The 16,222-nt window shown below is 73.7% G+C and carries 15 protein-coding genes and 1 pseudogene; 10 read left to right on the forward strand and 6 right to left on the reverse strand.

What is annotated here, in order from left to right; translation table 11 throughout:
• On the reverse strand, positions 1–1,414 hold a 1,414-nt coding region (locus AB0F15_RS07330; protein ID WP_360266587.1), incomplete at its 3' end, for an ABC transporter ATP-binding protein.
• 53 nt (positions 1,415–1,467) lie between these two features.
• Positions 1,468–2,328, reverse strand: a complete 861-nt coding sequence (locus AB0F15_RS07335) for a hypothetical protein (protein WP_360266590.1) — start codon at positions 2,326–2,328, stop codon at positions 1,468–1,470.
• A 51-nt stretch (positions 2,329–2,379) separates the two neighbouring features.
• Between AB0F15_RS07335 and AB0F15_RS07340 the strand changes: the two genes are divergently transcribed.
• Both AB0F15_RS07340 and AB0F15_RS07345 read left to right on the forward strand, forming a co-directional pair.
• Positions 2,380–2,892 (forward strand): DinB family protein, encoded by a 513-nt coding sequence (locus tag AB0F15_RS07340; RefSeq protein ID WP_360266593.1) that lies wholly within the window; start codon positions 2,380–2,382, stop codon positions 2,890–2,892.
• 277 nt (positions 2,893–3,169) lie between these two features.
• A complete protein-coding gene (locus AB0F15_RS07345; protein ID WP_360266596.1) occupies positions 3,170–4,333 on the forward strand; it encodes a hypothetical protein in 1,164 nt (387 codons plus the stop codon).
• Here AB0F15_RS07345 and AB0F15_RS07350 read toward each other — a convergent pair.
• On the reverse strand, positions 4,265–4,822 hold the full coding sequence (locus AB0F15_RS07350; protein ID WP_360267126.1) for a helix-turn-helix domain-containing protein: 558 nt from the start codon (positions 4,820–4,822) through the stop codon (positions 4,265–4,267). The genes AB0F15_RS07345 and AB0F15_RS07350 overlap by 69 nt on opposite strands.
• Positions 4,823–4,900: 78 nt before the next feature.
• Between AB0F15_RS07350 and AB0F15_RS07355 the strand changes: the two genes are divergently transcribed.
• The 6 genes from AB0F15_RS07355 (at position 4,901) to AB0F15_RS07380 (ending at position 10,349) form a co-directional block, all read left to right on the forward strand.
• Positions 4,901–5,854 (forward strand): zinc-binding dehydrogenase, encoded by a 954-nt coding sequence (locus tag AB0F15_RS07355; protein ID WP_360266599.1) that lies wholly within the window; start codon positions 4,901–4,903, stop codon positions 5,852–5,854.
• A gap of 10 nt (positions 5,855–5,864) precedes the next feature.
• Complete coding sequence (locus AB0F15_RS07360) at positions 5,865–6,575, forward strand: MBL fold metallo-hydrolase (RefSeq protein WP_360266602.1); 711 nt, start codon at positions 5,865–5,867, stop codon at positions 6,573–6,575.
• 124 nt (positions 6,576–6,699) lie between these two features.
• Positions 6,700–7,515, forward strand: a complete 816-nt coding sequence (locus tag AB0F15_RS07365) for an ABC transporter permease (RefSeq protein WP_360266605.1) — start codon at positions 6,700–6,702, stop codon at positions 7,513–7,515.
• Entirely contained in the window at positions 7,500–8,204 is a 705-nt protein-coding gene (locus AB0F15_RS07370) for an ABC transporter ATP-binding protein (protein ID WP_360266608.1), read from the forward strand. The genes AB0F15_RS07365 and AB0F15_RS07370 overlap by 16 nt, the downstream gene beginning before the upstream one ends.
• Entirely contained in the window at positions 8,191–9,201 is a 1,011-nt protein-coding gene (locus tag AB0F15_RS07375; RefSeq protein ID WP_360266610.1) for an ABC transporter substrate-binding protein, read from the forward strand. Before AB0F15_RS07370 ends, AB0F15_RS07375 begins: the two co-directional genes overlap by 14 nt.
• Positions 9,198–10,349 carry an LLM class flavin-dependent oxidoreductase gene (locus tag AB0F15_RS07380; RefSeq protein WP_360266613.1) on the forward strand — a complete coding sequence of 384 codons (1,152 nt, stop codon included), beginning with the start codon at positions 9,198–9,200 and terminating at the stop codon, positions 10,347–10,349. The genes AB0F15_RS07375 and AB0F15_RS07380 overlap by 4 nt, the downstream gene beginning before the upstream one ends.
• Positions 10,350–10,437: 88 nt before the next feature.
• Here AB0F15_RS07380 and AB0F15_RS07385 read toward each other — a convergent pair whose 3' ends face one another.
• The 3 genes from AB0F15_RS07385 to AB0F15_RS07395 all read right to left on the reverse strand — a co-directional run bounded on the left by AB0F15_RS07385 (position 10,438) and on the right by AB0F15_RS07395 (position 14,090).
• The gene (locus AB0F15_RS07385) at positions 10,438–12,558 is read right to left on the reverse strand and encodes a glycosyl transferase (protein ID WP_360266616.1); all 2,121 of its coding nucleotides are present in this window, start codon (positions 12,556–12,558) and stop codon (positions 10,438–10,440) included.
• Between the two features lie 95 nt (positions 12,559–12,653).
• Positions 12,654–13,439, reverse strand: a complete 786-nt coding sequence (locus tag AB0F15_RS07390) for an IclR family transcriptional regulator (RefSeq protein WP_360266618.1) — start codon at positions 13,437–13,439, stop codon at positions 12,654–12,656.
• A gap of 60 nt (positions 13,440–13,499) precedes the next feature.
• Positions 13,500–14,090: a TetR/AcrR family transcriptional regulator gene (locus tag AB0F15_RS07395; RefSeq protein ID WP_360266621.1), complete on the reverse strand. Its 591-nt coding sequence runs from the start codon at positions 14,088–14,090 to the stop codon at positions 13,500–13,502.
• Positions 14,091–14,175: 85 nt separating this feature from the next.
• Here AB0F15_RS07395 and AB0F15_RS07400 point away from each other — a divergent pair.
• Positions 14,176–15,057: pseudogene (locus tag AB0F15_RS07400) on the forward strand (oxygenase MpaB family protein); the annotation flags it as partial.
• Between the two features lie 116 nt (positions 15,058–15,173).
• A complete protein-coding gene (locus AB0F15_RS07405) occupies positions 15,174–16,199 on the forward strand; it encodes an LLM class F420-dependent oxidoreductase (protein ID WP_360266624.1) in 1,026 nt (341 codons plus the stop codon).
• Positions 16,200–16,222 lie beyond the last annotated feature (23 nt).

Genomic DNA, 16,222 nt, shown 5'->3' on the forward strand with positions numbered 1-16,222 from the left:
GGGGGCGCGCGCCCCGCGGCCGCGGCCCGCCCGAAAGCGACCGCCCGCGCTCGGTGACGGCGGTCGCGACGCCGTCGGGCAGCGCGCTCGCCACCTCGTCGACGGCGGCCGCGGTCATCGCCTCGGCGGTTTTCGGTCCGGTGGAGACGTTCTCGGCGACCGTCCCGGCGAAGAGGTCGGCGTCGTGCGCGGCGACCAGCACCACCGCGCGAACCCGGCCGGGGTCCACTGTGGACAGGTCGACCGAGTCGACCGACACGGAGCCGCCCGCGGGATCGGCGGCGCGGCCCAGGCAGTCGAGCAGGTCCGTCGCGGCGGCCGGATCGGTGGCCACCACGCCGAGCAGCTCACCGGGCCGGGCTTCGAAGCCGACGTCGCGCAGGGCGCCGTGGCTCAGCGCGGACACCGTGACGTGCCCGGCCGCCGGAACCGGCAGCACGGCGTCCCCGGCGCCGACCGCGGGCGGCGCGTTCAGCACGTCGGCGATGCGCGCGGCCGACGCCCGGCCCTGCGCGAGTTCGCCGTTGACCCAGGAGAAGATGCTGAACGGCGTGATCAGGTACTGCGCGAGCCCGACCGCGGCGACCAGGTCCCCGACGCTGATGTCGCCCGCCGCGGCGAGATTGCCGCCGACGAGCGCGACCACGGCGATGAAGATCCCGGTGAGCGCCAGCAACGCGCCGTTGTGCCAGGCCTGGGCACGGGCCGCGCGCAGTGTCGCCCGCAGCGAGTCCTGGCTGGTCCGCCGGTAGCGGTCGACGGCGGCGCGCTCGGCGCCGACGCCCTTCAGCACGCGCAGCCCGGCGACGAGGTCGGTGGCGATGCCGGAAGCGACCGCGGAGCGCTCCTGCTCGGCCTCGCTGCGGCGCTCCAGCGGCTTGCCGATCAGGTGCGCCAGGTACAGCATCGGCGGCGTGCCGAGCAGCACGAGCAGGCCGAGCGGCAGCGACATGGTGAGCAGCGCGACGGCGCTGACCAGCAGCCCGGCCAGGCCGGCGACGCCGAAGGGCAGGACGCCGTTGACCGTGCCGACGCGCTTGGCGTCCGACGTCCCGATGCTCACCAGTTCGCCGGCGAGGGTGCCGGAACCGGCCACCCCGCCCGGGTGCAGCACCCGGCGTCCGACGGCGAGGCGGAGGTCGTGACCGGCGCGCTCGGCGGCGCGTTCGCCGAAGCGGGCGCCCAGGCGGTAGCTGGTCGACAGCGCGGCGAAGAGCACGCCCAGCACCGCCAGCCAGACCACCAGCGTGCGCACCGAACCGCCCGCGACGGCCTGGTCGATCACCACGCCGATCACCACCGGCACCAGTGCTTCGCCGCCTTGGTGGCCCGCGGTCAGCAGCGCCGCGAGCACCACCGATCGTCGTTGCCCGGCGATCGACCGGCGGAGGACTTCCCGTCCCGTCGTGCTCACCCGCGCCTCCCTGTCCAGAGCTGGGATAGGTAAGGCTAGTCTAAGTAAAGGAGTTACGGGAACACGGTGGGCTTCGTCTCGGCTCGCGGTTCGGTCGCCGGTTCGCCGAACCGGGCGAGCGCGAGCGCGGCCACCACGGCGAGGGCGAACCCGGCGACGGCGACGACGGCGAATCCGGGCCGGGTGCGGTCGCCGAGCGCCAGGACGCCGATCAGCGACGGGAACACCGTCTCGCCGAGCACCATCGCCGCGGTCGAGGTGGTGACGCTCCCACGCTGCAACGCCGTCGCGTAGAACAGCATCGCCAGTCCGCCCGCGACGGCGACGGTGTAGGTCGCGGGGTCGGTGAGCAGGTCCAGCGGCGCGAGGCTGGGGATGATCCGGCCGGCGATGGCGACGACACCGAAGCACAGCCCGGCGACGAGCCCGAGCGCCGGCGTCCGGATGCGGCGGTTCGCCTTGCCCGCGACGATCCCGGCCAGTGCGAGGACGGCGACCGCGCCGATGAGGACGAAGCGGAAGCCGAGCCCGACCGGGTCGGAGCCCTCGCTTTCGGCGGCGGCGCCGAGCAGGGCGAGCCCGGCGCACACGACGGCCACGGCCGCCCATTCGCGGCGGCCGAGCCGCACCCCGAGGAACCGCGCGGCCACGGCGGTCACGGCCAGGCTGGCGGCGAGCGCGGCCTGCACGACGAACAGGGGAAGGACGTGCAGCGCCACGATCTGCGCGACGAACCCGAGAACGTCGAGGGACAGTCCCAGCACGAACTTCCCCTGGCCGAGCACGCGGACCAGCAGTTTCGGGTCGACGCCGTCGGCGCCGGTGTCGGTGGCCCGTGCGGCGACCGACTGCATCACCGAAGCCACGCCGTACGCGCATGCCGCGCTCAAGGCGCAGAGCAGTCCCCACCACATGGCGATCACTCTATGGGGGATTTTGTCGGACCCGCGCGGTAGGTTGCCGTCATGTCGAACACGAGTTCGAAGACGCACCGCCGTTGGCCGGCGCCCGTGGCCGGTGCCGAGCTGCGCCTGCTGCTGGATTTCCTGCAGTTCCTGCGGGCCACGGCGGTGAACAAGCTGGCGGGGCTGCCCCGGGAGCAGGCGGCGGCGACACCGTTGCCCGCCTCGCCGCGGATGAGCGCGCTGGGCGTGGTGAAGCACCTCACCGCCGCCGAGCGCTGGTGGCTGTCGATCGAGGCGGGCGGGGCCGACCTGCCGTCGCTCTGGGCCGGCAGCCCGGATCCGAGCTGGGACCTGGCCCCCGGCGACACCCCGGCGACGGTGGTGGCGGCCTACAAGGCCGAGTGGGCGCGGGCGGAGAAGGCCCTGCGCGGGCTGGGCCCGGACGACCGCACGCGGCGGCGGTCGGAGTTCACGGTGCGGTGGGTGGTGGCCCACGTGGTGCAGGAGACCGCGCGGCACGTAGGGCACCTGGACGTGCTGCGCGAGCTGGCGGACGGGGAGGTGGGGGAATGACGCACGGGTGAGCGGGCGGGCCGTCGGGGCGGAACCCAGGCGGATCGCGGCGGGCATCGGCCGGAGAAAAACGGATGACGCCATCGCTATCGTGGATTCGTGGCCGTCGTTGCGGAGTACCGCCGATTTACCGGCCCCCTGGCCCTTTCCGGGAGCCGGTGGGGTTGCGGTGCCACGTCCGCGGCCGGCGCTGCCTGAACCGCGACACCGACCTCGCCGGGTGCCCGGGCCAGGGGGAAGAGCCCCCAGCCGTCCCGCTCACCTCGGAGGTCTCGTCATGCCCCGAACGCTCACCGCCGCCCAGCTCACCCACGCTCTCGCGGTCCGCGATCTCACCGATCCGGCCGCCGGGCCGCACGCCGTGCAGCTCGTCGTCGACCGGGCCGTCGCGGCGGTCGCCGCCCGGTGGCCCTGCGCCGTCCGGTGGTGGCCGGGCGATCGCATCGTCACCGTCGCCGACAACTACGACCACCTCGGCTACGACCCCGCCGACGTCACCCGCGACGCCCGCTACACCCGGTACGTCGACGCCGGTCACGTGCTGCGCAGCCATTCCAGCGCGATGATCCCCGCCGCGCTGCGGGCCTTGGCGGCGAACCCGGCCGACGACGTCCTGCTCGTGTGCCCGGGCGTCGTCTACCGCCGCGACAGCATCGACCGGCTGCACAGCGGCACGCCGCACCAGCTCGACCTGTGGCGGATCACCCGCGGCACGACGAACCGGGCGGACCTCGAGGAGCTGGTCGGCGCCCTCCTGCCGGGACGGCGTTGGCGGCTCGAACCCCGGCGGCATCCCTACACTGTGGACGGTGCCCAGCTGGACGTCGAACACGACGGCGGCTGGGTCGAGATCGCCGAGTGCGGCCTCGCCCATCCCGCCGTCCTCGCGCGCGCCGGCCTCGGGGACGGCTGGTCCGGGCTCGCCCTCGGCCTGGGTCTCGACCGGATGCTGATGCTGCTCAAGGGCGTCCCCGACATCCGCCTGCTCCGCTCGGCCGAGCCGGCGGTCGCCGCCCAGATGACGGACCTCGCGCCGTACCGGCCGGTGTCGGCGTTGCCGCCGGTGTGCCGCGACCTCTCGATCGCCGTCGCCGCCGACGACCGGGCCGAGGACCTCGGCGACCGCGTCCGCGACGCCCTCGGCGCCGGCGCCGACGTCGTGGAGTCGGTCGAGATCCGGCAGGAGACGCCGTGCGCCCGGCTGCCACCGCAGGCGCGAGCCCGCATGGGCGCCCGCCCGGACCAGAAGAACCTCCTGGTCCGCCTGGTGCTCCGGCCCCTGGACCGGACGCTGTCCGACCACGAAGCGAACGTCCTCAGGGACCGCGCGTACGCCGCCCTCCACCAGGGAAGCGCCGGCGAGTGGGCCGGCTCAGGCCCGCAGGCCCCGGATCGCGAGCGCGGCGAAGCGCCGGGAAGCTGCGACGCGGGCCGCCGGTGAGGCGCCCTGGAGGCCGCCGTTGGCCATGAGGACGAGGAGCACGTCGGCCGGCTCGACGTCGGGGCGCAGCTGACCCGCTTCCCGTGCGCGGCGGGTCAGCTCGGCGATCGACCGCACCGCGCGTTCGCGGTCCGCGGCGAAGCCCAGCGCGTGCGGGAACTCCGCGGTGAACGCCGCGGCGAACCCCCGGTCGCGCGCGTGCAGCTCGCACAACCCCTCGATCATCGAGGTGAAGCCGCGCCCCGGATCGGGATCGGCCAGTCCTTCGTCGACGATCGCGTAGCACGCGCGCATCCGGTCGGCGAACGCCTCGGTGGCCAGGGCCTCCTTGGTCGGGAAGTGGCGGTACAGGGTTGCCGGGCCGACGTCGGCGTGCCGGGCGATCTCCCGCATCGGCACGGTCAGGCCGTCGGCGGCGAACACCGCTCGCGCCGCATCGAGGATGCGTTCGCGGTTGTCCCGGGCGTCCGAGCGCCGGAGGTGAGGCAAACCCACGGTCACTCCCTCACTTTAGCCAACCGGACGAGGGCGTCCGTTACCGTCCGGCGTCGACGATCGGAGGAAACGGTGCAGGCAGTCGCGGTGCAGGTGTTCGGCGGTCCCGACGGGCTGGAGGTCGTCGACCGGCCGGTCCCGAGCCCGGCCGGCGGGCAGGTGCTGATCACGACCGAGGCGATCGGCGTCGGCGGGGTCGACGTCCTGATCCGCCGCGGCGCGCTCGCGGCCTACGGCTTCGAACCCGGTCACGTCCCCGGCGGCGAGATCGCCGGCACGGTGGCCGCGGTCGGCGACGGCGTCGACCCGTCCTGGATCGGACGCCGGGTCTGGGCGTTCGCCGGCGGAGGCGGCGGCTACGCCGAACGAGCCGTCGCTCCGGCCGCCACGCTCGTCCCGCTGCCGGAAACCCTGTCGCCCGTCGACGCCGTGACACTCGGCAGCTCCGGGGTGGTCGCCCGCTTCGGCCTGCGCCACGCCCGGTTCACCCCCGGCGAGTCGGTGCTGGTGCGGGGCGCGGCCGGCGGCATCGGGATCATGGCGGTCCAGCTCGCCGCCCGCGCCGGTGCCGGAGCGATCGCGGTGACGACGTCGTCGGCCGGCCGCGGCGAGCGCCTGCGGGACCTGGGCGCGACCCACGTGCTCGGCCGCGACGGCGGGGGAGCCGGCGGCTTCGACGTGATCCTCGACGTCGTGGCCGGTCCGGACCTCCCCGCGTTCTTCGACCGGCTCAACCCGAACGGGCGCTTGGTGGCCGTCGGCGCGGTCGCCGGCGACCCACCCGCCGGATTCGGGCAGGCGTTGTTCAAGGCGTTCCGGAAGTCGTTGTCGTTCGCGACCTTCAGCGCGGACACCGTGCCGCCGGCCGACCGCACCGCCGCGATCGCCGAGCTCTTCTCCGGCGGCCTGCGCGCGGTCGTGCACGAGGTGCTGCCGCTGGAGCAGGCCGCACTGGCGCACCGGAAGCTCGACGACGGCGAGGTGTTCGGCCGGCTCGTGCTCACCACGTCGAGCTTCCGCCCGTAGGGTGTCCCGCATGACTGATCGGCTCTACTTCCGGCAGCTGCTGGCCGGGCGTGACTTCGCCGTCGGCGACCCGGTCGCGACGCAGATGGTGAACTTCGCCTACCTGATCGGCGACCGCGAGACCGGGGACGCCGTCATCGTCGACCCGGCCTACGCGGTGCGGGACCTGCTGGACGTCTTGGCGCAGGACGGGATGCGGCTCACCGGCGTGCTGGCGACCCACCACCACCCCGACCACGTCGGCGGCGAGATGCTCGGCTTCTCGCTGCCCGGGATCGCCGAGCTGCTCGCCATCGAGCCGGTGCCGATCCACGTCAACGGCGCCGAGACGGAGTGGGTCCGGCGGGTTACCGGCGTGTCCGGTACGGACCTGCGCTCGCACGACCACGACGACGTCCTCGAGGTCGGGGCCATCCCCATCCGGCTGCTGCACACGCCGGGGCACACGCCGGGCAGCCAGTGCTTCCTGGTCGAGGACAAGCTCGTCTCGGGCGACACGCTCTTCCTGGAAGGGTGTGGCCGCACCGACTTCCCTGGCGGGGACGCCGACGAGATCTACCGCAGCCTGCAAGCGCTCGCCGGCCTGCCCGGCGACCCCGTCGTCTACCCGGGGCACCAGTACTCGGCCGAGCCGTCGGCGGCACTGTCGGAGGTGAAGCGCACCAACTTCGTCTACCGGCCGCGCTCACTCGACGAATGGAAGGTCATGTTCGGCGGCTGAGCCAAGTCGTTCCACGGGGTGAAACACGCGGAGTTCACGGAGTGGGCGCGGATTGACTTCGGTTCCCGAGGACTGGAAGGTCGGGACCACGCCATCCCGAACGCCCCCTCCCCGGGAGAAATCCGTGTCGATTTCCACTACGGGCGTGCTCGCGCACGTCCGGAAAGCCGCCGAGCGGCCGCCTCGCGCGGTCCGGCGGTCCGATCTGCGGCGCTGGATCAGCCCGGTGGCGCTCCTTGCCGCCTGGCAGCTCGCCAGCGCCACCGGTGTCCTGCCGCCCGACAAGCTCAGTTCTCCGTGGACGGTCGTGCAGGCCGGTGTCGAATCCGCGCGCAGCGGCGAACTCGGGACTGCGTTCGCGGTGTCGCTCGGCCGGGTCGGCGCCGGTTTCGCGCTCGGCGCGGTCGCCGGCCTGCTGCTCGGCATCGTCTCGGGGCTGTCGCGCTGGGGTGAGGCGCTGGTCGATCCGCCGGTGCAGATGCTGCGCACGCTGCCGTTCCTCGGCCTGATTCCGCTGTTCATCCTGTGGTTCGGGATCGGCGAGGAGACGAAGATCGTGCTGGTCGCGCTGGGCGTGGCCTTCCCGCTCTACCTGAACGTCCATTCGGGAATCCGGGGCGCCGACCCTGCGCTGGTCGAGGCGTCGCGGGCGTTGGGGTTCAGCCGTGCGGAACGGCTGTGGCACGTCGTGCTGCCCGGCGCGTTACCGCAGACGCTGGTGGGGCTGCGGCAGTCGCTCGGGCTGGCCTGGCTCGCGTTGATCGTCGGCGAGACGGTCAACGCCGACGCCGGCGTCGGCTACCTCATCAACAACGCCCGGGAGTTCCTGCGCACCGACGTCGTGGTCGTCGGGTTGGTCCTGTACGCCCTGCTCGGCCTGGTGACCGACGCGCTGGTCCGGCTGCTGGAACGGAAGGTGCTGCGGTGGCGAGCCCGGTAGCGGAGGTGCGTGGTCTCACGAAGCGGTTCGGGGACCGGACCGTCCTCGACAGACTGGATCTGACGGTGGAGCACGGCGAGTTCGTTGCTCTGCTGGGCCGCAGCGGGTCGGGCAAGTCGACGCTGCTGCGGGTGCTGGCCGGTCTCGACGGTGACGTCGAGGGCCGCGTGGACGTGCGGGGGACGGTGTCGGTCGCGTTCCAGCAGCCGCGGCTGCTGCCGTGGCGGAAGGTGTGGCGCAACGTGGTGCTCGGCCTGCGTCAGGGCGGTGTCGCGAAGTCCCGGAACCGGGTGCTGGCGGAGAAGGCGCTGGCGGAGGTGCAGTTGGCCGCGCACGCCGAGGATTGGCCGTTGACGTTGTCCGGCGGTGAGGCTCAGCGTGTGTCGCTGGCGCGGGCGTTGGTGCGCGAGCCGGGTCTGCTGTTGCTGGACGAGCCGTTCGGCGCGCTGGATGCGCTGACCCGGATCTCGATGCACCGGTTGGTGCTGGACCTCTGGCGGCGGCACCGGCCGGGTGTCCTGCTGGTGACCCACGACGTCGATGAGGCCCTGCGCCTCGCCGACCGGGTGCTGGTGCTCGACGGCGGGCGGATCGTGGCCGGGCACCGGCCGCGGGACGCCGCTGACCACGACGACCTCCGCCGCCGCGTGCTGGCCGACCTGGGAGTGACCGAAGATGCTGTGGCGTAAGGGATTGGCTGCCGTCGCGGCGGCCGTCATCGTGACCGCGTGCGGGGCGGCGACCGGCGAAGACCCCGCCGCCGTGCCGGCACCCGTGAGCGCGGCGGACCTGGCGAAGGTGACGCTCAAGATCGGTGACCAGAAGGGCGGGCTGAAATCCCTGCTCACCGCGGCGAACCTCCTGCAGGGGACGCCGTACAAGATCGAATGGTCGACGTTCACGTCGGGCCCGCCGCTGCTGGAGGCCGCCTCGGCCGGCGCGATCGACGCCGGGCGCGTCGGCAACACGCCGCCGATCTTCGCGGCCGCCGCGAAGGCGAAGATCAAGGTGATCAGCGTGTCGCGCAGCAACGTCGAGCGCGAAGCCATCCTCGTCCCGCCGGACTCGCCGCTGCGGGACGCCGCCTCGCTGAAGGGCAAGACGATCGGCGTCGCGAAGGGCAGTTCGGCGCACGGGCAGCTGCTCAACACGCTGCACAACAACGGACTGTCCACTAAGGACGTCAAACTGAGCTTCCTGCAGCCCTCCGAGGCGTACGCCGCGTTCACCCAGCACGCCATCGACGCCTGGGCGATCTGGGACCCCTACACCGCGCAAGCCCAGCTCGAGGCCGACGCGCGGGTACTGGCCGACGGCCGCGGCGCGTCGAACGGCCTGGCCTTCCTGACAGCGGGCACGGCCGCGCTCGGCGATCCCGGCAAGAACTCCGCCCTGCGCGATTTCGCGGTGCGCGTGGTCAAGGCACAGAAGTGGGCCGACACGCACCGCGAGGAGTGGGCGCAGGCGTGGGCCCGGGAAACCGGGTTGAAGCTCGAAGTCGCGCAGAAGGCCGTCGAGGCGGGCCGCGATCAGCCGATCGTCCTGGACGACGCCGTGGTGGCGTCCGAACAGCAGCTCGCGGACGCCTTCACCGATGAGAAGACCTTGCCCGGCAAGGTGGACTTCGCCGCCTTCGTCGACCGGCGGTTCGGTCCCGACCTGGACCAGGCGAGGAGCAACGGATGAGCGTCAGGCTGCACTGGTTCCTGCCCACCAGCGGCGACGGCCGCACGATCGTGGAACGCTTCCACGCCAACCGGTCCGCGGGCCCGTCCGCGCAGCGCGACCCGGATCTGGACTACCTGGCCCAGGTCGCCCGCGCCGCCGAGCGGCAAGGCTTCGAAGGCGTCCTGACGCCGACGGGCACGTGGTGCGAGGACGCGTGGCTCACCACGGCCGCGCTGATCCGGGAGACGACCCGGCTCAAGTTCCTGGTGGCCTTCCGCCCCGGCGTCATTTCGCCGACGCTGGCCGCGCAGATGGCCGGGACGTTCCAGCGGCTCTCGGGCGGCCGCGTGCTGCTCAACATCGTCACCGGGGGCGACGCGGTGGAACAGCGGCGCTTCGGCGACTGGCACGATCACGACGCCCGGTACGCCCGCACCGACGAGTTCCTCACCATCGTCCGCGGAGTCTGGTCCGGGCAGCCGTTCACCTTCACGGGCGAGCACCTGCGGGTCGAAGGCGCGACGACGCTGGCCGCGCCGGACCCGGTGCCGCCGATCTACTTCGGCGGTTCGTCGCCGGCCGCGCTGCCGGTCGCCGCGCGGCACGCCGACGTGTACCTGACCTGGGGCGAACCACCCGCACAGGTCGCCGAGAAGATCGGCAAGGTCCGCGAACTGGCCGCCGGGCGGGACATCCGGTTCGGCGTCCGGCTGCACACCATTTCCCGCGACACCTCGGCCGAAGCCTGGGCAGAGGCGCAGAAGCTGCTCGACGCGCTGAGCCCGGAACAGGTCGCCAAGGCGCAGGCGCAGCTGGCCGCCAGTGAGTCGGTGGGGCAGCAGCGGATGGTCGCGCTGCACGGCGGCCGGTCCGGCGGCGGCGTCCGCGGCCTCGAGATCCACCCGCACCTGTGGGCCGGGATCGGCCTGGTCCGCGGCGGTGCGGGCACCGCACTGGTCGGCAGCCACGCCGAGGTCGCCGACCTGATCGAGGAGTACCACTCGATCGGCGTCACGGAAGTCGTGCTGTCGGGCTACCCGCACCTCGAAGAGGCGTACTGGTTCGGCGACGGCGTCCGGCCGGAACTGGCGCGGCGCGGCTTGCTGGCGGACGTCCCGGCACCGCTCCGGCCGGCGCACCCGGAGCGCACCGTCGCCGCGCTCTGACCTGGCCGGGTCGAGCCGCGTCGAGGACCTGGTCGCGGACGGCGATCACGACCCGTCGCCGCGTGGTTTCCGTCCCCGCCAACGGAATCTATCCGACGAACGGGACGAGCAGGCCCGGCGGCGCGAACAGCGGGTAGGTGACGAGCACGCCGTCGGCCGTCCGGATCACCGAGGCCGGGCGGAACAGGTCGCGCTGGCCGGTGTAGAACGCCGTCGTGCCGTCTTCGCCGCCGGTCAGCAGGACCCGGCGGCGCGGCTGCCCGGCGGCGTCTTCGCCGGCGACCTCCGGGAAGGCCGCGACCCGGACCGGCTGGATGGCCGCGAGCGCGGCGATCGTCGCGATGAGCCGCGGATCCGCGCCACCCGCGCGCAGCACGGCGGCGGCCTCCGGGGTCAGCGTGATCCGCCCCGACGCCGTCAGGGCCTCCCCGGCGTGGGCCCGCGCCGGCGCCTCCGGCGGCGCGGCCGGATCGGCAGGCGGAAGCCCGAGGCGCCAGACGGTGACGCGGGCGTCGCCGTCGCCGAACACCGCGGTCGTCCCCGCGCCGGCGAAGGCGCCCTCCAGAGCCGGGTAGTGCTGCCGGAGCCCGGTCTCGCCGGCCCCGAAGACGGCCCATTCGGCGGGCGGGCAAGTGACCGCGCACGCGGCGGGCGCGGCCAGCAAGCCGGTCGGCCAGCCGGCGTTCGCGAGTTCGGCCCAGGCGGCGTCGTCGACGAGCAGCCGGGAGCCGGAAGCATTGGTGCGCAACCACTCCCGCGCCGCGGCGAGTGGCCCGGCCCGCTCGGTGGTCGGCCGCAGCGCGGGATAGCCGACCCCCCAGCTGACGGCGACCGTCAAGGCCACCGCGGCACCGGCGAGGGCGCGCCCGGTGCGGTTCCGGTGGCCGGTGTCGCCGCGGGGTGCGGGGGTGAGTTGCCGGGTGGCACCGGTCCGGCTCTCGCCGGTGGTCCCGCGGTGGTCGGGGGTGGGTTGGTGGGCGGTGGCGCTGGTGCGGCTCCGGCGGCCGGTGTCAGTGCGGGAACCGAGGCTGGATTGCCGGGTGAGGGCCAGCGCCGCCCTGGTCCGGCCTCGGCGGTCGGTGTCCTCGCGGTGGGCCGGGGCGCGCCGCCGGGTGATGGCCTCGGTGACGCCGGCCAGCACGACCCCCGTCCGGCTCCGGCGGCCGGTGTCGCCCCGAGACACCTGACTGAGCTGCCGGGCGACGGCCAGTGCCGCCCTGGTGCGGTTCCGGTGACCGCTGTCGCCGCGGTGGGCCGGGGTGCGTCGCCGGGTCGTGGCCTGCGCGACGCCTGCCAGCAGCAGGGGTGTCACCGGCAGCAGGAGGGCGAGCGCCGCCGTGTCCGGTACGCCGGGCACCACCAGCGTCGCGGCGAGCAGCAGGCCGGACACCGCGAACGGCCGTACCGCGGTCACGGCCAACCCGGCGACCAGAGCGGCGGCCGACAGCGCCGCCCACGCCGGGTCCAGGGCGGCCCAGTCCGCGACCGAGGGACGGCCCGCCGCCGCGAGGTGCGGGCGGAGGAGCGCGGCCGCCGGGCCGAACGCGATGCCCAGCCCGAGGTTCAGCAGCACCGCCACCAGCGCCGCCCGGACCGGGGCGCGCCGCACCAGCAGCCAGCCGGCCGCGGGCAGGAAGAACAGCGCCAGCGGCGACGTGAGGACCGCCGCCAGCAGGCAGACCGCCGCCGCCGCGTCGTGGCGGATCCGGGCGCCGGGCCGGGTGATCAGCACCAGCGCCCCCAGCACCCACACCGCCGCCAGGTGCTCCACGACGACCAGCCGCTGCAACCCGAGCGCGAGCGGGGACGCCGCGAGCAGCAGCACCGCGGCCGCCGACGCCCACCGGGTCAGGCCGAGCCGGCGCGCCAGCACCCAGAGCAGCACGGCGCCGGTGATCGCCGCGACGAGCACGGTCTCGCGGACCGCGGCCAGCGCCGTCGCCGAGCGCACGAACGCGCCGGAGACCATCGTGACCCCGGCGAGCTGCAACCAGCCGAAGGGGCTGCCCCCGGCACCGCCCGCGTCGGCGAACGACGTGAGGTGGCCGAGCGCGTAGGCGTGGGCGACCGTGGCGGCCTCCGCGGGCAGGACCGGCTCGGGAGCGGCGAGGTAGAGCACGCGCAGGCCGCCGGCCAGCGCCAGCAGGGCGAGCACGATGTCGAGCGACAGCAGCCGATGCGCGGCGGAGACCGGGCTGTGCTGGGCCATTGGACGGATGGTAGCGGGTCCCGAAGTCCCGTCCAGTGGGGGACCACGGCGTCAGCCGGACGGCCTAGCCGCCGCAAACCCCTTGCCGCGCAAGACTAGTTCCTTCTGTCCGGAGTGGATCCGGAGAGTGTCCGGGTCAACGCGAGCGCCACCGTCCGGACGGCCGGAGCGACCCGTTCGGTCCGCATCCGGTTGGCCCAGCCGGAGATCGACACCGCTGCCACCGCGACCCCGCGGGAGTCGAGCAGGGGGCTGGCCGCGCACACCACGCCGACGCCGGATTCCTCGCGCTCCAAGGCGATCCCGTCCTCCCGGACCCGGGTGAGCTGGCGGCGGAGCAGGCCGGGCGCGGTGATCGTCCGCGCGCTCATCCGCGGTAATCCGGCGTCGATCACCTGGTTCACCACGGATTCCGGAGAAAATGCGAGGATCGCCTTGCCGACGCCGGTGGCGTGCGCGGGAAACCGGCCGCCGATGCGCGACGGCAGCGTCGGCGCGTCCGGGCCGCGCAGCACGTCGAGGTACACGACTTCGGTGCCTTCGAGGATCGCGAGGTGGACGGTGTTGCGCGTGGCCTCGCGCAGGTCGGCCAGGTAGGGCCGGGCCGCCTCGACCAGGCCACGGCGGGGCGAGGCCAGCTGGCCGATTTCGAACAGGCGCAGCCCGAGCCGCACCGCGCCGGCCTCGCGTTCGAGCAGCCCCGTCTCGGTCAGGTGCCCGACGAGCCGGTGCACGGTCGTCTTCGCCAGACCGGTCCGGCGGGCCAGTTCCGAGACGCCGAGGGCCTCGTCACCCGGCCGGAAGGCCTCGAGGAGCGCGGCGAGCCGGGCCGCGACGAGGCCGTCGCCGCTCGCGCCGTCGTTCCGCCCAGCGGTACGCATGGGTTGAGTGTGCCCGATCCGCCGCGCGACTGTCAGCAGGCGGAGGTGAGGGAAGTGCGGCTAGTGGCTGTCGGCGCCGAGGACGAGTCTCACACAGTGCGCGACGAGCCGTTCGCGCGAAACCTTCAGCGACCCGTCGAGGTAGGCGATGAAGACGTTGCTCAGCGCGCCGACCAGCCCGACGGCGACCAGCCGGCGTTCGGTCTCGTCGTCGTGGGACAGCTGCTCGCCGACGAGTGCGGCGAACACCGGCAGCAGGTGCAGGCCACGGCGGGTCAGCGCCGGGTCCGTCAGCGGGGCGAGCAGCAGGACCCGGCCCTTGCGGGGGTCGTCGACGATCAGTTCGACGAACGCGCGCACGGCGTTCCCGGCCCGCAGCACCGGCGTGGGGGCGTCCCGCACCGCGTCGACGAGCGCCTGCCGCGCCTCTTCGCCGACGTGCTCGTACACCGCCGCGACCAGCTCTTCGCGGTCGGCGAAGCTCTCGTAGAAGTAGCGCTCGGTCAGCTTCGCGTGCCGGCACACCGCGCGGACGCTCGTCCCGGCCGAGCCTTCGGTGCCCAGCAGTTCCAGGCCCGCGGCCACCAGCTGCCCGCGCCGGAGCGCCTTCCGGTCGTCCAGCGTCGTGCCCGCCCAGGTCCGGCCCGGCATCACAGCTCCTCGGTTGACTACAACTGTTGTCAGATCCTAGCCTGACAACAGGCGTAGTCAGTTCCGACTCGACGAGGAGCCGCTGATGACCCGGGAAACTCCCGAACCACTCGGGCCGGACTCGCTGACCTGGAAGTACTTCGGCGACTGGCGCGGCCTGCTCATCGGCCTGTGGGCCGGGTCGATGCAGAACATGCACCCGGGCCTCGGCGCCGGCGTCGAGCAGCACTCGCGGTTCTTCGAGGAGCGCTGGCAGCGGCTGTTCCGCTCGCTCTACCCGATCGGCGGGGTCGTCTACGACGGTCCGCGCGCGCACCGGACCGCCCTGGAGGTCCGCGGCTACCACGACCGCATCAAGGGCGTCGACGCACAAGGGCGGCGCTACCACGCGCTCGACCCCGACACCTACTACTGGGCGCACGCGACCTTCTTCGTCAGCACGATCCTGATCGCCGACCACTTCACGGGCGGCATCGGCGAGGCGGAGAAGCGGCAGCTGTTCGACGAGCACGTCCAGTGGTGGCGGATGTACGACATGAGCATGCGGCCGGTACCCGAAAGCTGGGAGGACTTCCGGCGCTACTGGAAGCACATGTGCACCGAGGTCCTGGAGGACAACAAGGCGACCCGGGACGTCCTGGACATCCGCGGGCTCGGGAAGCCGCCGTTCCTGCCCTGGCTGCCGGACGCGCTGTGGCGGCCGGTCCAGCGGGTGATCGCCCGCAACTTCGTCTGGCTGACGATCGGCCTGTACGACCGCGAGATCCGCGACCTGCTCGGCTTCCGCTGGTCCGAGCGCGACGCGCGGCGGCACCGGCGGTTCGGGAAGCTGGTCAACGCCGTCTTCACGCTGGTCCCGGACGACCGCCGCTACCACCCCCGGGCCCGCGCGGGCCGTCGGCGCGCGCGTGGCGAGGTGGCTGCGGATGCGCCGTTGGTCGAGACTCCACCCAGGAACCTGCCGCCATGGACCGCTGTCGGGGGTCCAGGGGGCTCGCCCCCGGCCGGGTCCGGGGCCGGGCCCCGGAAACAATTGCGCGGGGCAAGCCCGAGCACTACGCGCCGAACGTCTAGGAGGCCTTCGTGAAGCTGGGATTCCACATCGGGTACTGGGGCAGCGGCCCGACCCCGGGTGCGCTGGAAGCCGTCCAGAAGGCCGAGGAGCTCGGCTTCGACTCGGTGTGGACGGCGGAGGCGTACGGCTCGGACGCGTTCACGCCGCTGGCCTGGTACGGCGCGGCCACGAGCCGCATCCGGCTCGGCACGAACATCGTGCAGATGGCCGCGCGCACCCCGACCGCGACCGCGATGCACGCGCTGACCCTGGACCACCTTTCGGGCGGCCGGATGGTGCTCGGGCTCGGCGCGTCCGGCCCGCAGGTCGTCGAGGGCTGGTACGGCCAGCCGTACCCGAAGCCGCTCGCCCGGACGCGGGAGTACATCGACATCGTCCGGCAGGTGATCGCCCGCGAGGCGCCGGTCACCCTCGACGGCCAGTTCTTCCAGCTGCCGCTCAAGGGCGGCACCGGGCTCGGCAAGCCGCTCAAGCCGACGGTGCACCCGCTGCGCCCGCAGATCCCGATCCACCTGGCCGCGGAAGGCCCGAAGAACGTGGCGCTGGCCGCCGAGATCGGCGACGGCTGGCTGCCGATGTTCTTCTCGCCCAAGAGCAACGGCTTCTACCGGGCGGCGCTCGAGGAGGGCTTCGCGCGGCCGGGTGCGCGGCACACCCTGGAGACGTTCGAGGTGCCGTGCTCGGTCCCGGTGATCGTGCACGACGACGTCGAGGAGGCGGCCGGCTGGATCAAGCCGTCGCTCGCGTTGTACATCGGCGGGATGGGCGCGAAGACCGTCAACTTCCACCACGACGTCTTCGCGCGGCTCGGCTACGAGGACGTCGCCGACAAGGTGCAGGAGCTGTACCTGGCCGGCCGCAAGGACGAGGCCGCGGCCGCGATCCCGACGGCGCTGGTGGAGGACACGTCGCTGATCGGGCCGCCGTCGAAAATCCGCGAAGAGCTGAAGGCGTGGGAGGACACCGTGGTCACCCAGCTGCTGCTGCGCGGTGACGCCGCGACACTGACGAAGATCGCCGAAGCCCTTTTGTGACCGGGTAGCGCGGGTCGCTCCGT

Origin of the sequence: Amycolatopsis sp. NPDC026612 (genome assembly GCF_040638285.1) — a bacterium.
Lineage (GTDB): Bacteria > Actinomycetota > Actinomycetes > Mycobacteriales > Pseudonocardiaceae > Amycolatopsis.